At 57.0% G+C, this 15,482-nt stretch carries 13 protein-coding genes; 3 read left to right on the top strand and 10 right to left on the bottom strand.

Going from position 1 to position 15,482, the window contains the following annotated elements; all coding sequences use genetic code 11:
• Window positions 1-64 precede the first annotated feature (64 nt).
• From AC2T28_RS02190 to pdxR, 7 genes are all read right to left on the bottom strand, one after another.
• A complete protein-coding gene (locus AC2T28_RS02190) occupies window positions 65-952 on the bottom strand; it encodes a dimethyl sulfoxide reductase anchor subunit family protein (RefSeq protein ID WP_486747304.1) in 888 nt (295 codons plus the stop codon).
• Window positions 952-1,746 (bottom strand): 4Fe-4S dicluster domain-containing protein, encoded by a 795-nt coding sequence (locus tag AC2T28_RS02185; RefSeq protein WP_486747303.1) that lies wholly within the window; start codon window positions 1,744-1,746, stop codon window positions 952-954. The genes AC2T28_RS02190 and AC2T28_RS02185 overlap by 1 nt, the downstream gene beginning before the upstream one ends.
• Window positions 1,743-4,565: a molybdopterin oxidoreductase family protein gene (locus AC2T28_RS02180; RefSeq protein WP_486747302.1), complete on the bottom strand. Its 2,823-nt coding sequence runs from the start codon at window positions 4,563-4,565 to the stop codon at window positions 1,743-1,745. The genes AC2T28_RS02185 and AC2T28_RS02180 overlap by 4 nt, the downstream gene beginning before the upstream one ends.
• Window positions 4,566-4,653: 88 nt before the next feature.
• The gene (gene pta, locus AC2T28_RS02175) at window positions 4,654-5,679 is read right to left on the bottom strand and encodes a phosphate acetyltransferase (protein WP_486747301.1); all 1,026 of its coding nucleotides are present in this window, start codon (window positions 5,677-5,679) and stop codon (window positions 4,654-4,656) included.
• Window positions 5,676-6,422, bottom strand: coding sequence for a TSUP family transporter (locus AC2T28_RS02170; RefSeq protein WP_486747300.1), 747 nt, complete (start codon window positions 6,420-6,422; stop codon window positions 5,676-5,678). The genes pta and AC2T28_RS02170 overlap by 4 nt, the downstream gene beginning before the upstream one ends.
• 4 nt (window positions 6,423-6,426) lie before the next feature.
• Window positions 6,427-8,202, bottom strand: a complete 1,776-nt coding sequence (gene xsc / locus AC2T28_RS02165) for a sulfoacetaldehyde acetyltransferase (protein ID WP_486747299.1) — start codon at window positions 8,200-8,202, stop codon at window positions 6,427-6,429.
• A gap of 118 nt (window positions 8,203-8,320) precedes the next feature.
• Complete coding sequence (pdxR, locus tag AC2T28_RS02160; protein WP_486747298.1) at window positions 8,321-9,781, bottom strand: MocR-like pyridoxine biosynthesis transcription factor PdxR; 1,461 nt, start codon at window positions 9,779-9,781, stop codon at window positions 8,321-8,323.
• A 133-nt stretch (window positions 9,782-9,914) separates the two neighbouring features.
• Here pdxR and AC2T28_RS02155 point away from each other — a divergent pair, with 133 nt between their 5' ends.
• Both AC2T28_RS02155 and AC2T28_RS02150 read left to right on the top strand, forming a co-directional pair.
• Entirely contained in the window at window positions 9,915-10,226 is a 312-nt protein-coding gene (locus AC2T28_RS02155) for an ArsR/SmtB family transcription factor (protein WP_486747297.1), read from the top strand.
• Entirely contained in the window at window positions 10,219-11,250 is a 1,032-nt protein-coding gene (locus AC2T28_RS02150; RefSeq protein ID WP_486747296.1) for a permease, read from the top strand. The genes AC2T28_RS02155 and AC2T28_RS02150 overlap by 8 nt, the downstream gene beginning before the upstream one ends.
• 99 nt (window positions 11,251-11,349) lie before the next feature.
• Here the strand turns inward: AC2T28_RS02150 and AC2T28_RS02145 are convergent, their stop codons facing one another.
• From AC2T28_RS02145 to AC2T28_RS02135, 3 genes are all read right to left on the bottom strand, one after another.
• Window positions 11,350-11,934 carry a GNAT family N-acetyltransferase gene (locus AC2T28_RS02145; RefSeq protein WP_486747295.1) on the bottom strand — a complete coding sequence of 195 codons (585 nt, stop codon included), beginning with the start codon at window positions 11,932-11,934 and terminating at the stop codon, window positions 11,350-11,352.
• A 109-nt stretch (window positions 11,935-12,043) separates the two neighbouring features.
• Window positions 12,044-13,627 (bottom strand): class I SAM-dependent methyltransferase, encoded by a 1,584-nt coding sequence (locus AC2T28_RS02140; RefSeq protein WP_486747294.1) that lies wholly within the window; start codon window positions 13,625-13,627, stop codon window positions 12,044-12,046.
• A 205-nt stretch (window positions 13,628-13,832) separates the two neighbouring features.
• Window positions 13,833-15,230, bottom strand: a complete 1,398-nt coding sequence (locus AC2T28_RS02135; protein ID WP_486747293.1) for an aminotransferase family protein — start codon at window positions 15,228-15,230, stop codon at window positions 13,833-13,835.
• Here AC2T28_RS02135 and AC2T28_RS02130 point away from each other — a divergent pair.
• Window positions 15,229-15,459: a hypothetical protein gene (locus tag AC2T28_RS02130; protein ID WP_486747292.1), complete on the top strand. Its 231-nt coding sequence runs from the start codon at window positions 15,229-15,231 to the stop codon at window positions 15,457-15,459. The two genes, AC2T28_RS02135 and AC2T28_RS02130, sit on opposite strands and share 2 nt — an antisense overlap.
• The last annotated feature ends 23 nt before the right edge of the window (window positions 15,460-15,482 follow it).

Here is a 15,482-nt window from a genome sequence, read left to right as displayed (position 1 = left end):
ATCAGGTTTGTGACACGGGACCTAAAATAAAATGGGGCACCCGATTTGGGTGCCCCTGAATGTTTTAGCGTTTGCCGTAGTACAGGCCGACCACATGTTCGGCCTCGGCAAAGAACAACCATCGCGAACAAGCAACACCAGCCGTATGCGATAGAACGGCAATGGCGGCGATTGTGTGTTTCAGCGCCAGTCCTTCGACTGGAAGCAGTAGCAGCAGAACCGGCAGTGCAAAGCCCAAGCCAAACCCGATCATCCGCAGTTTCTGACTGTGCTTGCGTCCCACCACATGCACAAATTCGCGCAACAGGTAGTTGGATCCGGTATGCGGCGGTTCAAACGCACGCACCGCACCACGGTCACCCAGCCCAGTGGCTGTCTCCATAGTGGTGCCAGACTCAGTAAACGCCTTGTCGCCATAGGACCAGTAGCCCAGCTGGACCAATCCAGCGATGATCAACAGCGCGGTTGCCATGGTTTCTTGACCCGCCAACAAGGCTCCGCCCGCTAGCGAAAAGCTGATGAACATTGCCGGGGTCAGAGGCATGTTCCAGCGCGGAATGGTCTTTAGCTGGGCATAGATCATCGAGGTGGTGAAAACCGTCGCCAAGCTAAGCACCGCGCCGATAATGCCAAATATGGTCCACTGGCTGTCGAAGAAGACAGTACCAATGGCATAGAGCCCCATCACCAACAGGGCACCAACAGCACAGCAGCCTTCGCGGCTCAACCAGCTGGTTTTCCACTGGCTAAACGCTTTGATCGCCCGTTCGGGGTGGCCCAGGTGAAAGGTCGAGGCCAGCAAACCGCCGACTGCCAGTGCATAGGCAATGGCAAAGAACACAAATGACACCATGCCGGTCACATCTGGCATGCCAAGGCCAAGGAAGAACAACAGCCCAAAGCCAAGGCCGGACAGGGTGGTGAATAGAATAACAGAAGGTGCCGGATGCATCAGTTCGATCCTCCCGAAGTTTGGCCAGGAAGTTTGTCGAGCGCCTTGTCCAGCCAGCCCAAAAAGCCACCTGCTTCTTCGGCAACCGGGGCCAGCAGGGGCGCCAGAATATCAATCTGATCTTCCATCTGATCCTTGGGGCGCGGTGGCAGGTATTTGTTCACTGGCTTGGTGCCCATTTCAGGCATCAGGTCCATGCCATCACGTTCGGCCACCAGTTTCGACACATCGCTGTCAGGGTCGCCCAGATCGCCAAAGTGCCGCGCGCCAGCCGGGCAAGTACGCACACAGGATGGAACGCGGTCCACTTCTTCGAGGTTCTCGTTGTAGATCCGATCTACACAGAGTGTGCATTTCTTCATTACGCCGGCCGCCAGATCCAATTCGCGCGCACCATAGGGGCAAGACCAGGCGCACAAGCCACAGCCAATGCAGTTGTCTTCGTTGACCAGTACAATGCCGTCCTCGACACGTTTGTAGCTGGCGCCAGTTGGGCAAACGGTGACGCAGGGCGCGTCTTCGCAATGCAGGCAGGACTTGGGGAAGTGGATCAGTTGCGCCGCCGGGGCCGGTTCAGAGCCACAGGCCGGTGGCTGCACCTCAAACGAATGCACCCGGTTTAGGAATGTGCCCGACGGATCAGCGCCATATGGATCTTGATCCGACAGCGGTGCACCATAGTTTTCGGTGTTCCAGCCTTTGCAGGAAATCACGCAGGCGTGGCAGCCAACACAGGTGTCCAGGTCAATGACCAGCCCCATCTTGCGCTCGGTGGAGTTTGGTAGTTCGGTCATTTGCCTACTTTCCACTTCAGGTCTTTGGGGCCGGTACCAACCGGGGAATTAATTGGGTCAAGCGCTGGCTGGCTCTCAGCAAAGTCGTCTGGCGCACCAGCCTTTTCGATTTTAACCTTCAGGTCAAACCAGGCGGCCTGCCCAGTGATCGGATCAGAGTTTGCCCAGCGAAGACCGTCGCCCTTGGGCGGCAGCAACTCGTGGATCAGGTGGTTCAGCAAGAAGCCTTTGGTGGCCTCTGGCGCGTTCTCTTCCAGTGCCCAGGCACCCTTGCGTTTGCCGATGGCGTTCCAGGTCCAGACGGTGTTGTTGTTCAGGGCCGCCATCTCCATCACAGGCACAGTGATTTCACCATGGGGCGACGAGACCTTGGCCCAGTCGCCATCCTGCAACTGGTTCTCGTGCATCAGCTTGGTTGGTACATACAGTGGGTTACGTCCGTGCAACTGGCGCAGCCAGGCGTTCTGCGATCCCCAGGAGTGATACATTGCCATTGGGCGTTGGGTCAGCGCGTTGATGGTGAAACCCTCATTGCCGGTCTGATCGGTGTCATACCAGATTGGCAGCGGGTCCATTGTCGCTTTGATCCGCTCGCGCAGATGCTCGGGAGGTTGCCGCTCGCCGTGGCCTTCGGCGGCCAGTTGGAACTTGCGCATTGGTTCCACATAAAGTTGGAACAAATAAGGCTGCGGGCTGTCGTAGATGCCCATGCCCACGGCCCAGTCCTGATAGGCGGTGTTCCAGGGTTTGTAATAGCTTGCCTCGGGTTCGATGTGTTCGACAAAGAAGCCACCGTTCTCGATGTATTTGTCCAGCTGCTCCGGGTTGACCTCACCCCGTCCGGCTTGATCGCCGTCTTTACCCCGGAAGCCTGCAAGTGGGCCAATACCCGGCTTGCGCTCGTGGTTGACGATATAGTCGGCGTAGTCCTGATACTTGGCGCTGCCATCTTCGTTGGTGAAACCGGGCAGTTTCAACTTGTTGGCCAGTTGTACCAGTACGGTCTGGAACCCGCGAACATCACGGTCAGGTTCAATCACCGGCCAACGGATTGCATCTGCCGCGCCGTCGGCCTCGCAAATCGGGCGGTCCAGCAGCGAAATACAGTCGTGCCGTTCCAGATAGGTGGTGTCGGGCAGGATCAGGTCAGCATAGGCCACCATTTCTGATGAATAAGCATCGGAATAGATGATGTTCGGGATCACGTAATCACCGTTCTCATCCTTATCGGTCAGCATGTCGATCACGCCGCGGGTGTTCATGGACGAGTTCCACGACATGTTGGCCATATACATGAACAGCGTGTCGATCTTGTATGGATTGCCAGCATGGGCGTTGGAAATCACCATATGCATCAGCCCGTGGCTGGACATCGGGTTTTCCCAGGTGAACGCCTTGTCGATCCGCGCCGGTGATCCGTCTTCTTTCAACATCAGATCGTTGGGGCCACGGACAAAGCCCAGGTGAGGGCCATCCAGTGGGCAGTCGGGTTTTACGCCGCAGTGCGGTTTTGGGTGGGCCTCAACCGGCTTGGGGTAGGGCGGCTTAAACCGGAAGCCGCCGGGGACCTCAACCGTGCCCAGCAGGATTTGCAACACGTGCAGCGCGCGGCAAGTCTGGAACCCGTTGGCATGGGCCGATACACCGCGCATCGAGTGCATCGACACCGGGCGACCAATCATCTTGCTGTGCTTCTCACCGCGAAAGTCGGTCCATTCCTGGTCCAGCTCAAACGCCTCGTCAAAAGCAACGCGGGCGATTTCACCAGCAATGGCGCGGATGCGTTTGGCCGGGATGCCACATTTGTCTGCAATAGCTTCTGGGGCGTATTCGTCGCTCAGATACCGTTCTGCCATCTGGTGGAACACCGGGCGGTGGGTCAGGCCATCCACAGTGTGGGTTGCTGACAGGTCGGGGCGAACACCGGTTTTGTCAAAGGCGGTCAGCTTGCCAGTATTGCGGTCGATCACCAACGGTTTGTCGTCGCTATCGCGCAGGAATAGACCCTGTTCCGGGCCCTCGGATGCGTTCACCAGAACCGGAGCATTGGTATAGCGCGACAGGTAATCCAGATCGATCTTACCGGCTTTCATCAGCACATGGACCATCGACAGGATAAACAGCCCATCGGTGCCCGGAGTGATGCCAACCCATTCGTCGGCAATGGCGTTATAGCCAGAGCGGATCGGGTTGACGCCAATCACCTTGGCGCCACGCGCCTTGATCTTGCCCAGTCCTGCCTTGATGGGGTTGCTGTCGTGGTCTTCGGCGACGCCGAACAGCATGAACAGCTTGGTGTGATCCCAGTCCGGCTGGCCGAACTCCCAGAACGCACCGCCCATGGTGTAGATCCCGGCAGCGGCCATGTTGACCGAACAGAACCCGCCATGCGCCGCATAGTTTTGCGTGCCAAAATTCTGCGCCCAGAAACCGGTAAAGCTCTGAGATTGGTCACGACCGGTGAAGAACGCCAGTTTTTCCGGGTTGTTCTTGCGGATTGGCCCTAGTCGGTCAGCGGCAATATCAAGCGCTTCTTCCCAGCTGATCTCTTCGAACTCGCCAGACCCACGCGGGCCCACGCGTTTCAGCGGTGCCTTTAGGCGTGAGGGGGCATTGACCTGCATGATACCGGCCGATCCCTTGGCACATAGAACGCCTTTGTTGACCGGATGGTCGCGGTTGCCCTCGATATAGGCGACCTTGCCGTCCTTCATGTGTACGTTGATGCCACATCGGCAGGCGCACATGTAGCAGGTGGTTTGGCGCACCTCGTCCGAAACCTTGGGCGAGGTATCAATAATCGGCTGTTGGTGCGTCATGATGGATCCTGTTCGGGTTATTCTTGCTATGCCGCGATAAATTTCGCGATTGTTGGCTGAAATCGGGAAACTTTTCCAGTCCCGGTTGTTAAATTCCGTCACCCGTTCCCTGAGATTGCAGAACGGTCACGGCTATCATTTGCGTAACATCTTCGGCGTTGCACCCGCGCGACAGGTCGTTGGCGGGTTTTGCCAGCCCCTGTAGAACTGGGCCAATGGCAGCATATCCGCCCAACCGTTGGGTCAGCTTGTAGCCGATATTACCGGCGTCCAAGTTGGGGAAGATCATCACATTGGCCTGTCCGGCCACCTGTGATCCGGGGGCTTTGCTCTCGCCCACGGATGGCACAAAGGCTGCATCAAATTGCATCTCGCCATCAACACACAGGTCTGGTTGATCCGCCCGCAAAGCTGCGGTTGCGGTTATAACCTTGTCGACTGCCGCGTGGCGTGCGCTTCCCATGGTAGAGAATGACAACATGGCGATCTTGGGCTCGCTACGCAGTAAACTGCGACAGCTTTGGGAGGATGCAGTTGCAATTGCGGCCAGCTCTTGCGCCGATGGATCAATCACCAGCCCGCAGTCCGAGTACAGCATCGCCCGGCCATTCTCGGCAGTTTCGGGCGGGTACATCAGGAAAAAGCTGGACACCATGGCGGCATCGGGGGCCATGCCAATGACCTGGATCGCGGTGCGCACAACATCCGATGTGGTGGCTACTGCGCCACCAACCGTGCCTGTCGCATGGCCGCGGCGTACCAGCATAGCGGCATAAACCAGTGGCGATTGCACCGCCTTGCGGGCTGCGTCTTGATCAATGCCCTTGTGCTTGCGCAATTCATAGAACGCAGCCGCAAACTCATCTGTTAGTTCTGAAATAGCTGGGTCGTGAATGGAAAGTCCGCTTGCAGCAACACTTCCGCCAACGGCTTCTAACGCAGCTTCGACCTCTGCGGTTGGGCCAACCAGAATGATATTGGCCAATTCAGCCTCGATGGCTGCTAGAGCGCCCGCAACAACACGGGGATCGCTGCCCTCGCTGAGTGCAATGACGGGCTGTTCCGCTGATGGTGTTGCCTTTAGCAAATCTACAGGAGCCAGAGTTGTGGTCATACGATCACCCTCACGATGTTGAGAATGGAAAATGCGGTCAGCAGCAGAACCACGACCTTGCGGAATTGATCCTGCGAGGTGGCCGAGAATTTAAGGCTGCCAGCCCAGATGCCCAGACCGAGGATGGGAAAGCCCAGTACGATGCCAGTCACGGTGCCGCTGCCAACCAAGCCGTGCGAGGCCATCACAGGCAGGGTCATCAGGTCAATGCCGGTCAAAAAGACAATCATGGTTGCGCGGAACACGGCGGGCGGAACCGGCTGAGCCGATAGAAAAGTTGCTACGGGCAAGCCGCCAACGCCGGCACTGTTGGCAATACCAGCGGCCATGCCCACGGCCACATTGCCTGTGCGCCCGATGGGGCGCTCCAAACGCCAACCGCTCAGAAGGATCAGGCTCAGCACAAGGATCAATGCGGAAATGGCAATGCGGGCTTCTTGTTCACCCAGCCGCGCCATGATGGCCACAGCGGGAACAACGGCGACAGCGGAACCGGCCAGCAATGCGATGGTTCGCTTCCAGTCGATATGGGCCCGGATGCCACGTGCCTGAAACAGCGTCATGGCGATTTCGCAGCTGAAGACCACTGGGATCAGTGGCAGCGGGTTGGTCACCAGCGCTGCAAGAATGATGAAAATAGCTGAAAATCCAAAGCCGGAAAAACCTCGGATATAGGCCGCCACAAATAATGCGGCGGCCAAAAAGGCCCCTTGGCCGGTGGTCAGGTCAAAGGGCAGTGTCATAGGCTTAGGCGCCTTTTTGCGGACGCATGTCGTCAGCCGAGATGCCAGCAACTTCAACCGGGTTTTTCATCGCATCGCGACGGAAGGGCTCACCCAGTTCCTGGTTGATCATGGCTTCGATCAGAGTGGTGATACCCTGTTTCTGATCTTCACAAGCCTGACGCAGCGCATCTGTCAGCTCGTCCATAGTGCGGGCGACAACGCCTTTCAGGCCACATGCATTGGCGATACCAGCATAAGACACTTTGGTGTCCAGCTCGGTGCCGACAAAGTTGTCGTCGAACCACAGAGTCGAGTTACGCTTTTCAGCACCCCACTGGTAGTTGCGGAAAACAACCTGGGTCACACCCGGCCATTCTTCGCGACCAATGGCGGTCAGCTCGGTCACAGCGATACCAAATGCGCCGTCACCCGAGAAACCAACAACCGGAACATCAGGGCAGCCGATTTTCGCACCAACAACCGCAGGCAAACCGTAACCACAGGGGCCGAACAGACCTGGTGCCAGGTACTTGCGACCTTCTTCGAAGGAAGGATAGGCGTTGCCGATGGCACAGTTGTTGCCGATGTCGGACGAGATGATCGCGTCTGCAGGCAGACCCGCCTGAATGGCACGCCATGCTTTACGTGGGCTCAGCCAATCTGGCTTAGCTGCGCGGGCACGCTGGTTCCATGTGGTGCCTGGATCGTCCTGCTCTTCGTCCATCGACGACAGTTCCTGCGCCCATACCGATTTGGTGGTGGCGATCAGGTCCTTGCGTGCGCCGCGACCTTCGTCGCCAGCTGTGCCGGATAGTTTGTCGAGGATCGTGGTCGCAACAGACTTGGCGTCGCCTACGATGCCAACGGTGACTTTCTTGGTCAGGCCAATACGATCAGGGTTGATGTCGACCTGAATGATCTTTGCGTCCGTGGGCCAGTAGTCGATGCCATATCCAGGCAGGGTCGAGAACGGGTTCAGACGGGTGCCCAGTGCCAGAACAACGTCAGCCTTGGCAATCAGTTCCATGCCGGCCTTAGAGCCGTTGTAGCCCAGCGGGCCTGCAAACAGCGGGTGCGAGCCGGGGAAGGCGTCGTTGTGCTGGTAGCCAACGCAGACCGGGGCGTCCAGACGCTCGGCCAGTTCGATCGAGGCTGGGATTGCGCCGCCGATGACAACGCCTGCGCCGTTCAGGATGACTGGGAATTTGGCGTTCGACAGTAGTTCGGCTGCCTGGTTGACCGCATCCGCACCGCCAGAGGGCAGTTCGAAGTCAACCACTGCTGGCAGATCGATATCAACAACTTGGGTGAAGTAGTCACGCGGCACGTTGATCTGGGCTGGTGCCGAGTTGCGCTTGGCCTGCATGATCACACGGCTCAGAACTTCTGCCATACGAGTGGGGTCGCGCACTTCTTCCTGATAGCAGACGCAGTCAGCAAACATGCGCATCTGTTCCATTTCCTGGAAACCGCCCTGACCCATGGTCTTGTTGGCAGCCTGTGGTGTGACCAGCAGCAGCGGAGTGTGGTTCCAGTATGCGGTTTTGACAGCGGTCACAAAGTTGGTGATGCCGGGGCCGTTTTGCGCGATCATCATCGACATTTTGCCGGTGGCGCGGGTGTATCCGTCAGCCATCATGCCGCCGGATCCTTCGTGGGCACAGTCCCAGAACTGAATGCCTGCTGGCTCAAAGATGTCGGAAATCGGCATCATGGCTGAACCGATGATACCAAAAGCATGTTCGATGCCGTGCATCTGAAGCGTTTTTACAAAGGCTTCTTCGGTGGTCATTTTCATCGTTAAATTCTCCTGATGAGACGCCAAATGTGCCGGCAGGATGCCGGAGATTACATTTGGTCTAAGATGTGGTGCGGTTTGCCGTTAGGGCCAGTTGCCTTGGCGGCTTAGAGCCAGTCTAGGCGTTCTGCAACGCATTGGCGAGTAACGCCAAACCGGGCTCAATTCGGCTCTCGGAAATTGATGAATATCCCAGCCGATAATAGTTGTGACAGCGGTTCTCTGCGGCAAAGAACGGGCCTCCTGGTTCAACAATCACGCTTTGCGGCATGAGATTGCGCGCCACTTTAGACATATCTACCTCTGGTGCGGCCTGCATCCACATAGACGACCCGCCATAAACACCACTGCCAGCGATGGTCAGCCCGTGTTCTGTAATGGCCTCTTCCATTACAGAACGGCGCCGATGCAGTGTTTTGGCAGTCCGGCGAATCTGCGCATCGTAGTGACCGAGGGACAGAAAATAGGCCACGGTGCGTTGGATATGGCCAGGTGGGTGGCGCAAGACCGAGGCACGCAGCGCGCGGGCTTGACGAATGAACGGCTCAGATCCAACCAAGTACCCCAATCGCAAACCAGGAAACAGCGATTTGGAGAAACTGCCGACGTAGACCACACGGCCATCCCGATCCAACGACTTCAACGCTGGAGACGGGGCCGAGAGGAAGGACATTTCAAACTCATAGTCATCTTCGACAATCACCGCATCAATGTCACGGGCGCGATCAAGCAAGGCCCGCCGCCGTTCCATTGGCATCGTGGCCGTGGTTGGGCTTTGGTGGCTGGGGGTGGTGAAAATGACATCGGTGTCATCGCTGATTTGTTCTGGGGGAAGACCATCACGATCCACCGGAATGGTGTCGATCTGACACCCGTTGTGGGTCAGCTGATCGCGCAGAGTGTAGTAACAGGGATCTTCGATTGCGGCCTTACGCTCTGGGTCCAGCAGAATCTGACTGACCAGCCACAACGCATTCTGCGCTCCCAGCGTGATCAGGATTTCTTCGGGCCGCGCGGTGATTCCACGCCGAGGCAGGGTGTGGCGGGCGATATATTCAATCAACAACGGGTCGTCCTGATCGAAATAGTCGGTGGTCAGTGCTGCAAAGTCCTTTTGACCCAGCGCCCGCAACGCGCACAGCCGCCAGTTCGCGTGATCAAAAAGTGATGGATCAGCTTGCCCATAGATGAATGGGTATTTGTAGTCGCGCCAGTCCTGCGGTTTGCGCGGTGTATCCCCGCCTGTGAATTCCCGTGCAAGCGCCCGCGACCAGTCCACCGTATCCTCTGCTTTTTCCGGTGGTGTATAGCTCGGCGGTACCGGCGCATTCTCGGATACAAAATACCCTGACCGCCCACGCGAGGTCAGATAGTCATTCGCCAGCAACTCGGTATAGGCCAGTGTCACAGTGATTCGACTGATCCCCAGATGCGTCGCCAGCTTGCGCGACGAGGGCAGTTTCTCCCCCACATGGAACCGACCAGACAAAATACCCTCGGCAATCATCTGCTGAATCTGCGCCTGAAGGGTGCCGATAGAGCGGGGGCTTAGAAAGAAGGTATCAACGGAAATTGCCATGTTAAGCACTCTGAGTTGGACTTAAATTGGAGACAATCTGGACTTAGCGGCTGTGTCAAGAAAAGTTTGCAGTTGCATTGCGGGCAATAAAACCATAGAACTAGTTTTATCGATTTAAAGTGAGGTGGTGAATATGCAATGGGAAGAGGCCGCACAGGGCTTTGCTGCAATGGGGTCCGAATCGCGTCTGCAGGTGCTGCGCGTTCTGATACGGGTGGGGCATGATGGGTTAACGGTTGGCGACATCCAGCAACGCAGCGGTATCGCACCATCCACGTTGGCGCATCATTTGAAGTTCCTCACCGGCGCTGGAGTGGTTGAACAGCAGCGTGACGGGCGGTCAACTATCAACCGCGCCAATTTTGATCAGCTAGAACAACTGGCTGGCTTCATTCTCAGCGAATGCTGTGTAGATGCAGCAAGTGAGGCAGCAAACGATGACTGACGCAACACAACCCAACAGCCGGGGGCTGACCATATCCAAATGGCTGAAAACCCCATGGGCGCTGATTGTCGCAATCCTGGCTCTGGTCGCCTTTCTTGATCCTGGAAACCTGCGCACAGTGATCGAGTTTGCATCCCTGGCACTGGTAAGCACAGGCCGCTATATTCTCTTTGCTGTGTTGTTGCTGGCCTATCTCAAGGCGACTGGCGCCGAGGTCATGGTCGCCCGGGCATTTGAGGGTCGCGAAACACGAATGATTTTCATGGCCGCGCTGTTTGGCGGATTGGCCCCGTTCTGCTCGTGTGAGGTGATTCCCTTTATCGCCGGTTTGCTGGCACTGGGCGCCCCCTTGTCTGCGGTCATGGCCTTCTGGTTGTCGTCTCCGCTGATTGATCCGCCTACCCTGTTGATCACCGCTGGTGCCCTTGGTTGGCCCTTTGCCATTGGCAAGGCTGTAGCCGCAGTTGCGCTGGGCCTGTTTGGCGGTTTCGCGGTTCGGGGTCTTATGAAGGGCGGACTGTTTGCATCGCCGCTGCGCAAAGCGCCAAGCACGGGCTGTGGCTGCGGTAGCTCAAAAGACAAAGAGGCAAAACCAGTCTGGAAGTTCTGGCAGGAACAGCCGCGTCGCGAGCATTTTCGCGCCGAGTTTATCTCGAACGGGATTTTCCTGCTGAAATGGCTGGCCCTGGCCTATGTGCTTGAAGCACTGCTGGTTAGCTATGTCCCGGCAGATCTAATTGCCACTCTGGTTGGTGGAGAAGGTGTGACACCTATTGCCATCGCTGCTCTGGTTGGAATGCCCGCCTATCTAAACTCCTATGTTGCACCGCCCTTGCTGGCCGGTCTGATCGAACAAGGGATGAGCTATGGCGCAGCGATGTCCTTTATGGTGGCCGGTGCTGTCAGTTCGATCCCAGCAATGTTGGCGGTCTGGTCGCTGGTCAAACCCCAGGTCTTTGCCACCTATCTGGTTTTGGGTGTCAGCGGGGCCATTGTCTCGGGGATTGTTTTCCAGATGGTGTAAAACAGAGCTGGGCGGGCGCTCCCGCCCAGCTCGGATTAATCAAAGATGGTCCCTCGCCGTTGGGGCCGGCGCCGCGCTTTGCGCGGCGCTTTTACCGTTTCAGTAGCGTTGCATCTGAAATTCTAGGTGGGCCTTAGTGGTGGGCCAGTCTGCGGCGGTGATCGAATAGACCGCCGTGTCGCGGATGGTTCCATTGGCCATGATCATGTGCCTGCGCAGGATGCCGTCGAGCCGGGCACCAAGCCGCTCGATCGCGCGACGGCTTTGGCTGTTGATGACATGGGTGCGGAATTCCACCGCAATGGCATCCAGCGTCTCAAAGGCATGGTTGAGCATCAGGAACTTGCATTCGGTGTTCAGCCCCGTCCGTTGAACTGACTTGCAATACCAGGTTGAACCGATTTCGAGCCGTCGGTTAGAGTGGTCGATGTTCATATAGGTGGTCATTCCCACAGCGCGGCCCGATGCATTCAGAATGGCAAAAGGCACCATGCTGCCGCTTTCGCATAGGGACAGGCGGCGGTCGATCTCTGCAGGCACATCACCTGGCGCTGGTACCGTAGTGTACCACAGCTTGTGCAGTTCGCCGTCGGCGCTGGCGATAGCCAGATCAGCGGCATGATCGTGGCTTAGTGGCGCAAGGTTTGCACTCTTGCCCTGAAGGGGTACTGGGGTGGCCCACATCCTGTTTGGTCCTTTATCCTAACGTCATGTCCCCAAATGTAGGAAAAGCGGACCTAACAAAAGATCCGCTTTTTGAATTTTCTACAAGACCAGTTTGGGTCGTTCCAGATTAGGCAACCGCTTTGTTCTTCTCAACGGTTGCGGCAGGTTCCAAAGTCAGACCCAGAGTTTCACAAAGCGGCAGACGGCGCGCAGCAAAGGCAGTGGCCCGCACCCGCAGGAGCGACAGGTTTTCCTCGGCGGTTTCCAGCACGCGTCCATCCTTTTGCAGCCGCTGCCCCTGTGGGGCAAGAATACGCCAAGCCAATTCGGCCCAGTCCCCGGGTGTTTTGTGCCCTTCGCTGCGGGCCAGCAGGAACAGCTGCTCAAGCCGGTCCAGCGCAATACCGCCGCCAGTGACGGGCGAGGCAAAGAACTGCAGTGTCTCACTCTCTTCTGACCGCTTGGCGACTTCCATGTTAAAGCGGCGACACCGTTCGGTGCGGTCTGCCAGGCCGTCTTGGGTCAGGCAGGGCACAAGATAGCCATCACCGATCAGCAAGGTCAGCATGCGAGAGATATCGCCCCATTGCATCTCGCCAAAAACACCGCGCTCTAGCAGCTCACGGGCGGTCATTGGCCCCTGGGCCAGCGCGGTCAGAACCGGGCCATATTGATCTTGCGCCATCGGAATCTCACCGCGACACCAGGACAGCTTGATGGCGCTTCCGCTATATTGACGGGCCAGGGCCAAAGGCGTTTTGAACCAGGCAGCTACTGCGCCGCGTTCACTATGCTGCAGCTTGCCTTTTACAAAAACGTCAGTGCGGAACTGCTCGTTCAGCAGGATGTCACGCAGGCTTTCGCGCTGCACCGGATCGCTTTGGGACTGCAACAGGTCAATCTGCTGTTCGGTGAGCGAGACTTCATCCACATGATCCCGCGGGTCAGCCGCACCAAGGAATGACAGTTTGGCTTGGGACATGTCAGCCGCGACATCCTCAAAGTGGAACGGAGTCCAGTCCTTGTTGAAATACTCATGCGCCAGATAGCTGGTCGTCATGGATTTCATCTTGTCCATCTTCTTGGTCAACGCCGGGTTGCCGGTAAAGTAGTCGGCTCCGCTTTGCTCCAGCTGGCCTGCAAACTCCATCGCCGCTGCGATGCGTTCACCCAGTGGGCCTGTTCCCTGATCGGCGTGGTTGGTCAGGATACGGCGCAGGGGCAGGGCGGGGGCCCAGCCGGGCAGGGCGTTGTAGCTGATATAGACCATGCCGCCGGGTTTGAGCCGTTTGGAGATAAAGTCGGTAATATGCTGCTGATGTTCCTTGGAGACCCAGCTGTAAACGCCGTGCAGGGCGATGACATCAAAGTCTTTCGGCAGGTTTGCTTCGTCACCGAAATCTTCAAAAGACCGCTCATAGAAATGAACATTTTCCAGCTCAGCATCCCGCGCCAGGTTCGACGCGCCAGCCATATGGGCCGGGTTAAAGTCCATGGCGTGAAATTCGATATGCGGGTTTGCGGCGGCTAGCAGGTTGGCTGAAAACCCCTGTCCACACCCCAACTCGCAATATGTCAGACTAGGCTGATCCAGACCGTGATCATGGCCGCGTGACAAGGCGCAAAACCCAAGGTGTGATGGCGCTAGCTCGCGGAAGAAGTCAGATGTGTAGTCAATGTCGGCTACATAGCCAGAGGTCCAGTCGGTCATCAATTGCCCCGTCAGTGAGAAGTGTAGGTGTGTCTCGTTGGGCAAATTTTATATAAAATGTTGAGGATCGCGTTAACGCGGGCGCGAATGTTACGGGGGCAGAGAATAAATCTGAGGCGCATCAACGGGACACAAAAAAACGCCCCGTTAAAAACGGGGCGTCAGTCAGCATCTTGCCACCCCAACCGGGGCGACGAGGAGATTCTTAGCCAAATACTGTTGTCAGCGCTTTGTCGACGCTATCGGTGATCTGGTCGATGTCGTCCGCAGTGGCAATCAGTGCTGGCGAGAAGCACAGCACGTTGTTGCGGCCAGGAACGGACTTGTTCGACATGCCAATGATCACGCCTTGAGCGCCACATTCAGCTGCAACCTGAGCAACTTTCGCCTCGGCTACCGGTTCCTTGGAGGTACGATCAGCAACCAGCTCAACGCCCAAGAACAGGCCCTTGCCGCGTACATCGCCGATAACTTCGTGTTTCTCCATCAGCGCCTGCAGGTTGCCCATCATGCGGTCACCCATGGCAACGCAGTTTTCCAACAGGTTCTCTTCTTCGATGATGCGCATGTTTTCCAGCGCCGCAGCTGGGCCAGCAGTACAGCCACCAAAGGTCGAGATGTCGCGGAAAAAGCCAAGCGGATCGTTTGGATCATCTTTGAACATGTCAAACACAGCTTCGGTGGTGACGCACAGCGCGATCGCGGCATAGCCCGAGGCAACGCCTTTGGCCATGGTGACGATGTCCGGCTTGATGCCGTACTGCTGATAGCCGAACCAAGTGCCGGTACGGCCAACGCCACAGACCACTTCGTCGATGTGCAGCAGGATGTCGTATTTTTTGCAGATTTCCTGCACACGACCCCAGTAGCCGGGAGGAGGCGTGATAACACCACCGCCAGCAGTCACTGGCTCCAGGCACAGTGCGCCAATGGTATCAGCACCTTCGCGCAGGATGACTTCTTCGATCAGGTTGGCTGAGGCAATGCCGTATTCTTCGCTCGACAGGTGATCTAGGCCCTGCTCGTGGGCGCGGTATTCCATGCAGTGTGGAACGCGGACAAAACCAGGGGCCAGTGGGCCATACTGCATTACTCGCTCGTCCTGACCGCCAGCTGACATGGTGGCCAGGGTGCCGCCGTGATAGTCACGATCACGGTACAGGATCTTGTGCTTCTTGCCGCCATAGCGTTTGTGCGCAATCTGGCGCACCATCTTGAAGGCCTTCTCGTTCGCCTCCGAACCAGAGTTGGTGTAGTACACGCGGCTTAGGCCCGGCATCTTCGAGATCAGTTTTTCTGCATACAGCGAACCGGGGATAGAACCGGCGGTCTGGGCGAAATAGCACAGCTTCATCAGTTGCTCGTGCACCGCATCGGCGATTTGCTCGCGGCCATAGCCTACGTTGACTGTCCAAACGCCACCCGAAACGGCATCCAGGAATTCCTTGCCGTTCTGATCCCAGACTCGCATGCCCTTGCCTTCGACAATGATGCGCGGGTCTTTGGTTTCAAACTGCTTGTGCTGCATCAGGTGATGCCAGACGTGGGCCTTGTCAGCATCAACAATGTGGCTGATGTCGTTTTCATTGAAGGTACCGTCCATGACATATCCTTTCCGCAATAACTGTATTGGTGTTTTGCGCCCCGCCTGCTTTCAGTCAGAGTCGCTTCATGTTCCAGAAACGCCAAAAGTCGCGCAGGCCGTAGGTCCAGATTATAACCGGCTCTGTGTCCAGTCAGGAGACTGGCCGATTGTTACTGGTCAAACAAAGTTGCAGCGCAAGCTTATTGCCCAGGCTGAAAGAGCATTTGTTCTTAAGTTTCCCAATTGAGAACACCTTAGGCTGCCCCCATC

The sequence above is a fragment of the Parasedimentitalea nitratireducens genome, assembly GCF_057444295.1.
This window is presented reverse-complemented; position numbering and strand designations above follow the sequence as displayed.

Excerpts from the sequence above, each read along its gene's own strand:
- AC2T28_RS02145 (WP_486747295.1), bottom strand. The coding sequence starts at position 11,934 with ATGTGGGCCACCCCAGTACCCCTTCAGGGCAAGAGTGCAAACCTTGCG.
- AC2T28_RS02155 (WP_486747297.1), top strand. The coding sequence starts at position 9,915 with ATGCAATGGGAAGAGGCCGCACAGGGCTTTGCTGCAATGGGGTCCGAA.
- pdxR (WP_486747298.1), bottom strand. The coding sequence starts at position 9,781 with ATGGCAATTTCCGTTGATACCTTCTTTCTAAGCCCCCGCTCTATCGGC.
- AC2T28_RS02170 (WP_486747300.1), bottom strand. The coding sequence starts at position 6,422 with ATGACACTGCCCTTTGACCTGACCACCGGCCAAGGGGCCTTTTTGGCC.
- AC2T28_RS02190 (WP_486747304.1), bottom strand. The coding sequence starts at position 952 with ATGCATCCGGCACCTTCTGTTATTCTATTCACCACCCTGTCCGGCCTT.
- AC2T28_RS02150 (WP_486747296.1), top strand. The coding sequence starts at position 10,219 with ATGACTGACGCAACACAACCCAACAGCCGGGGGCTGACCATATCCAAA.
- xsc (WP_486747299.1), bottom strand. The coding sequence starts at position 8,202 with ATGAAAATGACCACCGAAGAAGCCTTTGTAAAAACGCTTCAGATGCAC.
- AC2T28_RS02130 (WP_486747292.1), top strand. The coding sequence starts at position 15,229 with ATGACATATCCTTTCCGCAATAACTGTATTGGTGTTTTGCGCCCCGCC.
- AC2T28_RS02135 (WP_486747293.1), bottom strand. The coding sequence starts at position 15,230 with ATGGACGGTACCTTCAATGAAAACGACATCAGCCACATTGTTGATGCT.
- AC2T28_RS02185 (WP_486747303.1), bottom strand. The coding sequence starts at position 1,746 with ATGACCGAACTACCAAACTCCACCGAGCGCAAGATGGGGCTGGTCATT.
- AC2T28_RS02180 (WP_486747302.1), bottom strand. The coding sequence starts at position 4,565 with ATGACGCACCAACAGCCGATTATTGATACCTCGCCCAAGGTTTCGGAC.
- pta (WP_486747301.1), bottom strand. The coding sequence starts at position 5,679 with ATGACCACAACTCTGGCTCCTGTAGATTTGCTAAAGGCAACACCATCA.
- AC2T28_RS02140 (WP_486747294.1), bottom strand. The coding sequence starts at position 13,627 with ATGACCGACTGGACCTCTGGCTATGTAGCCGACATTGACTACACATCT.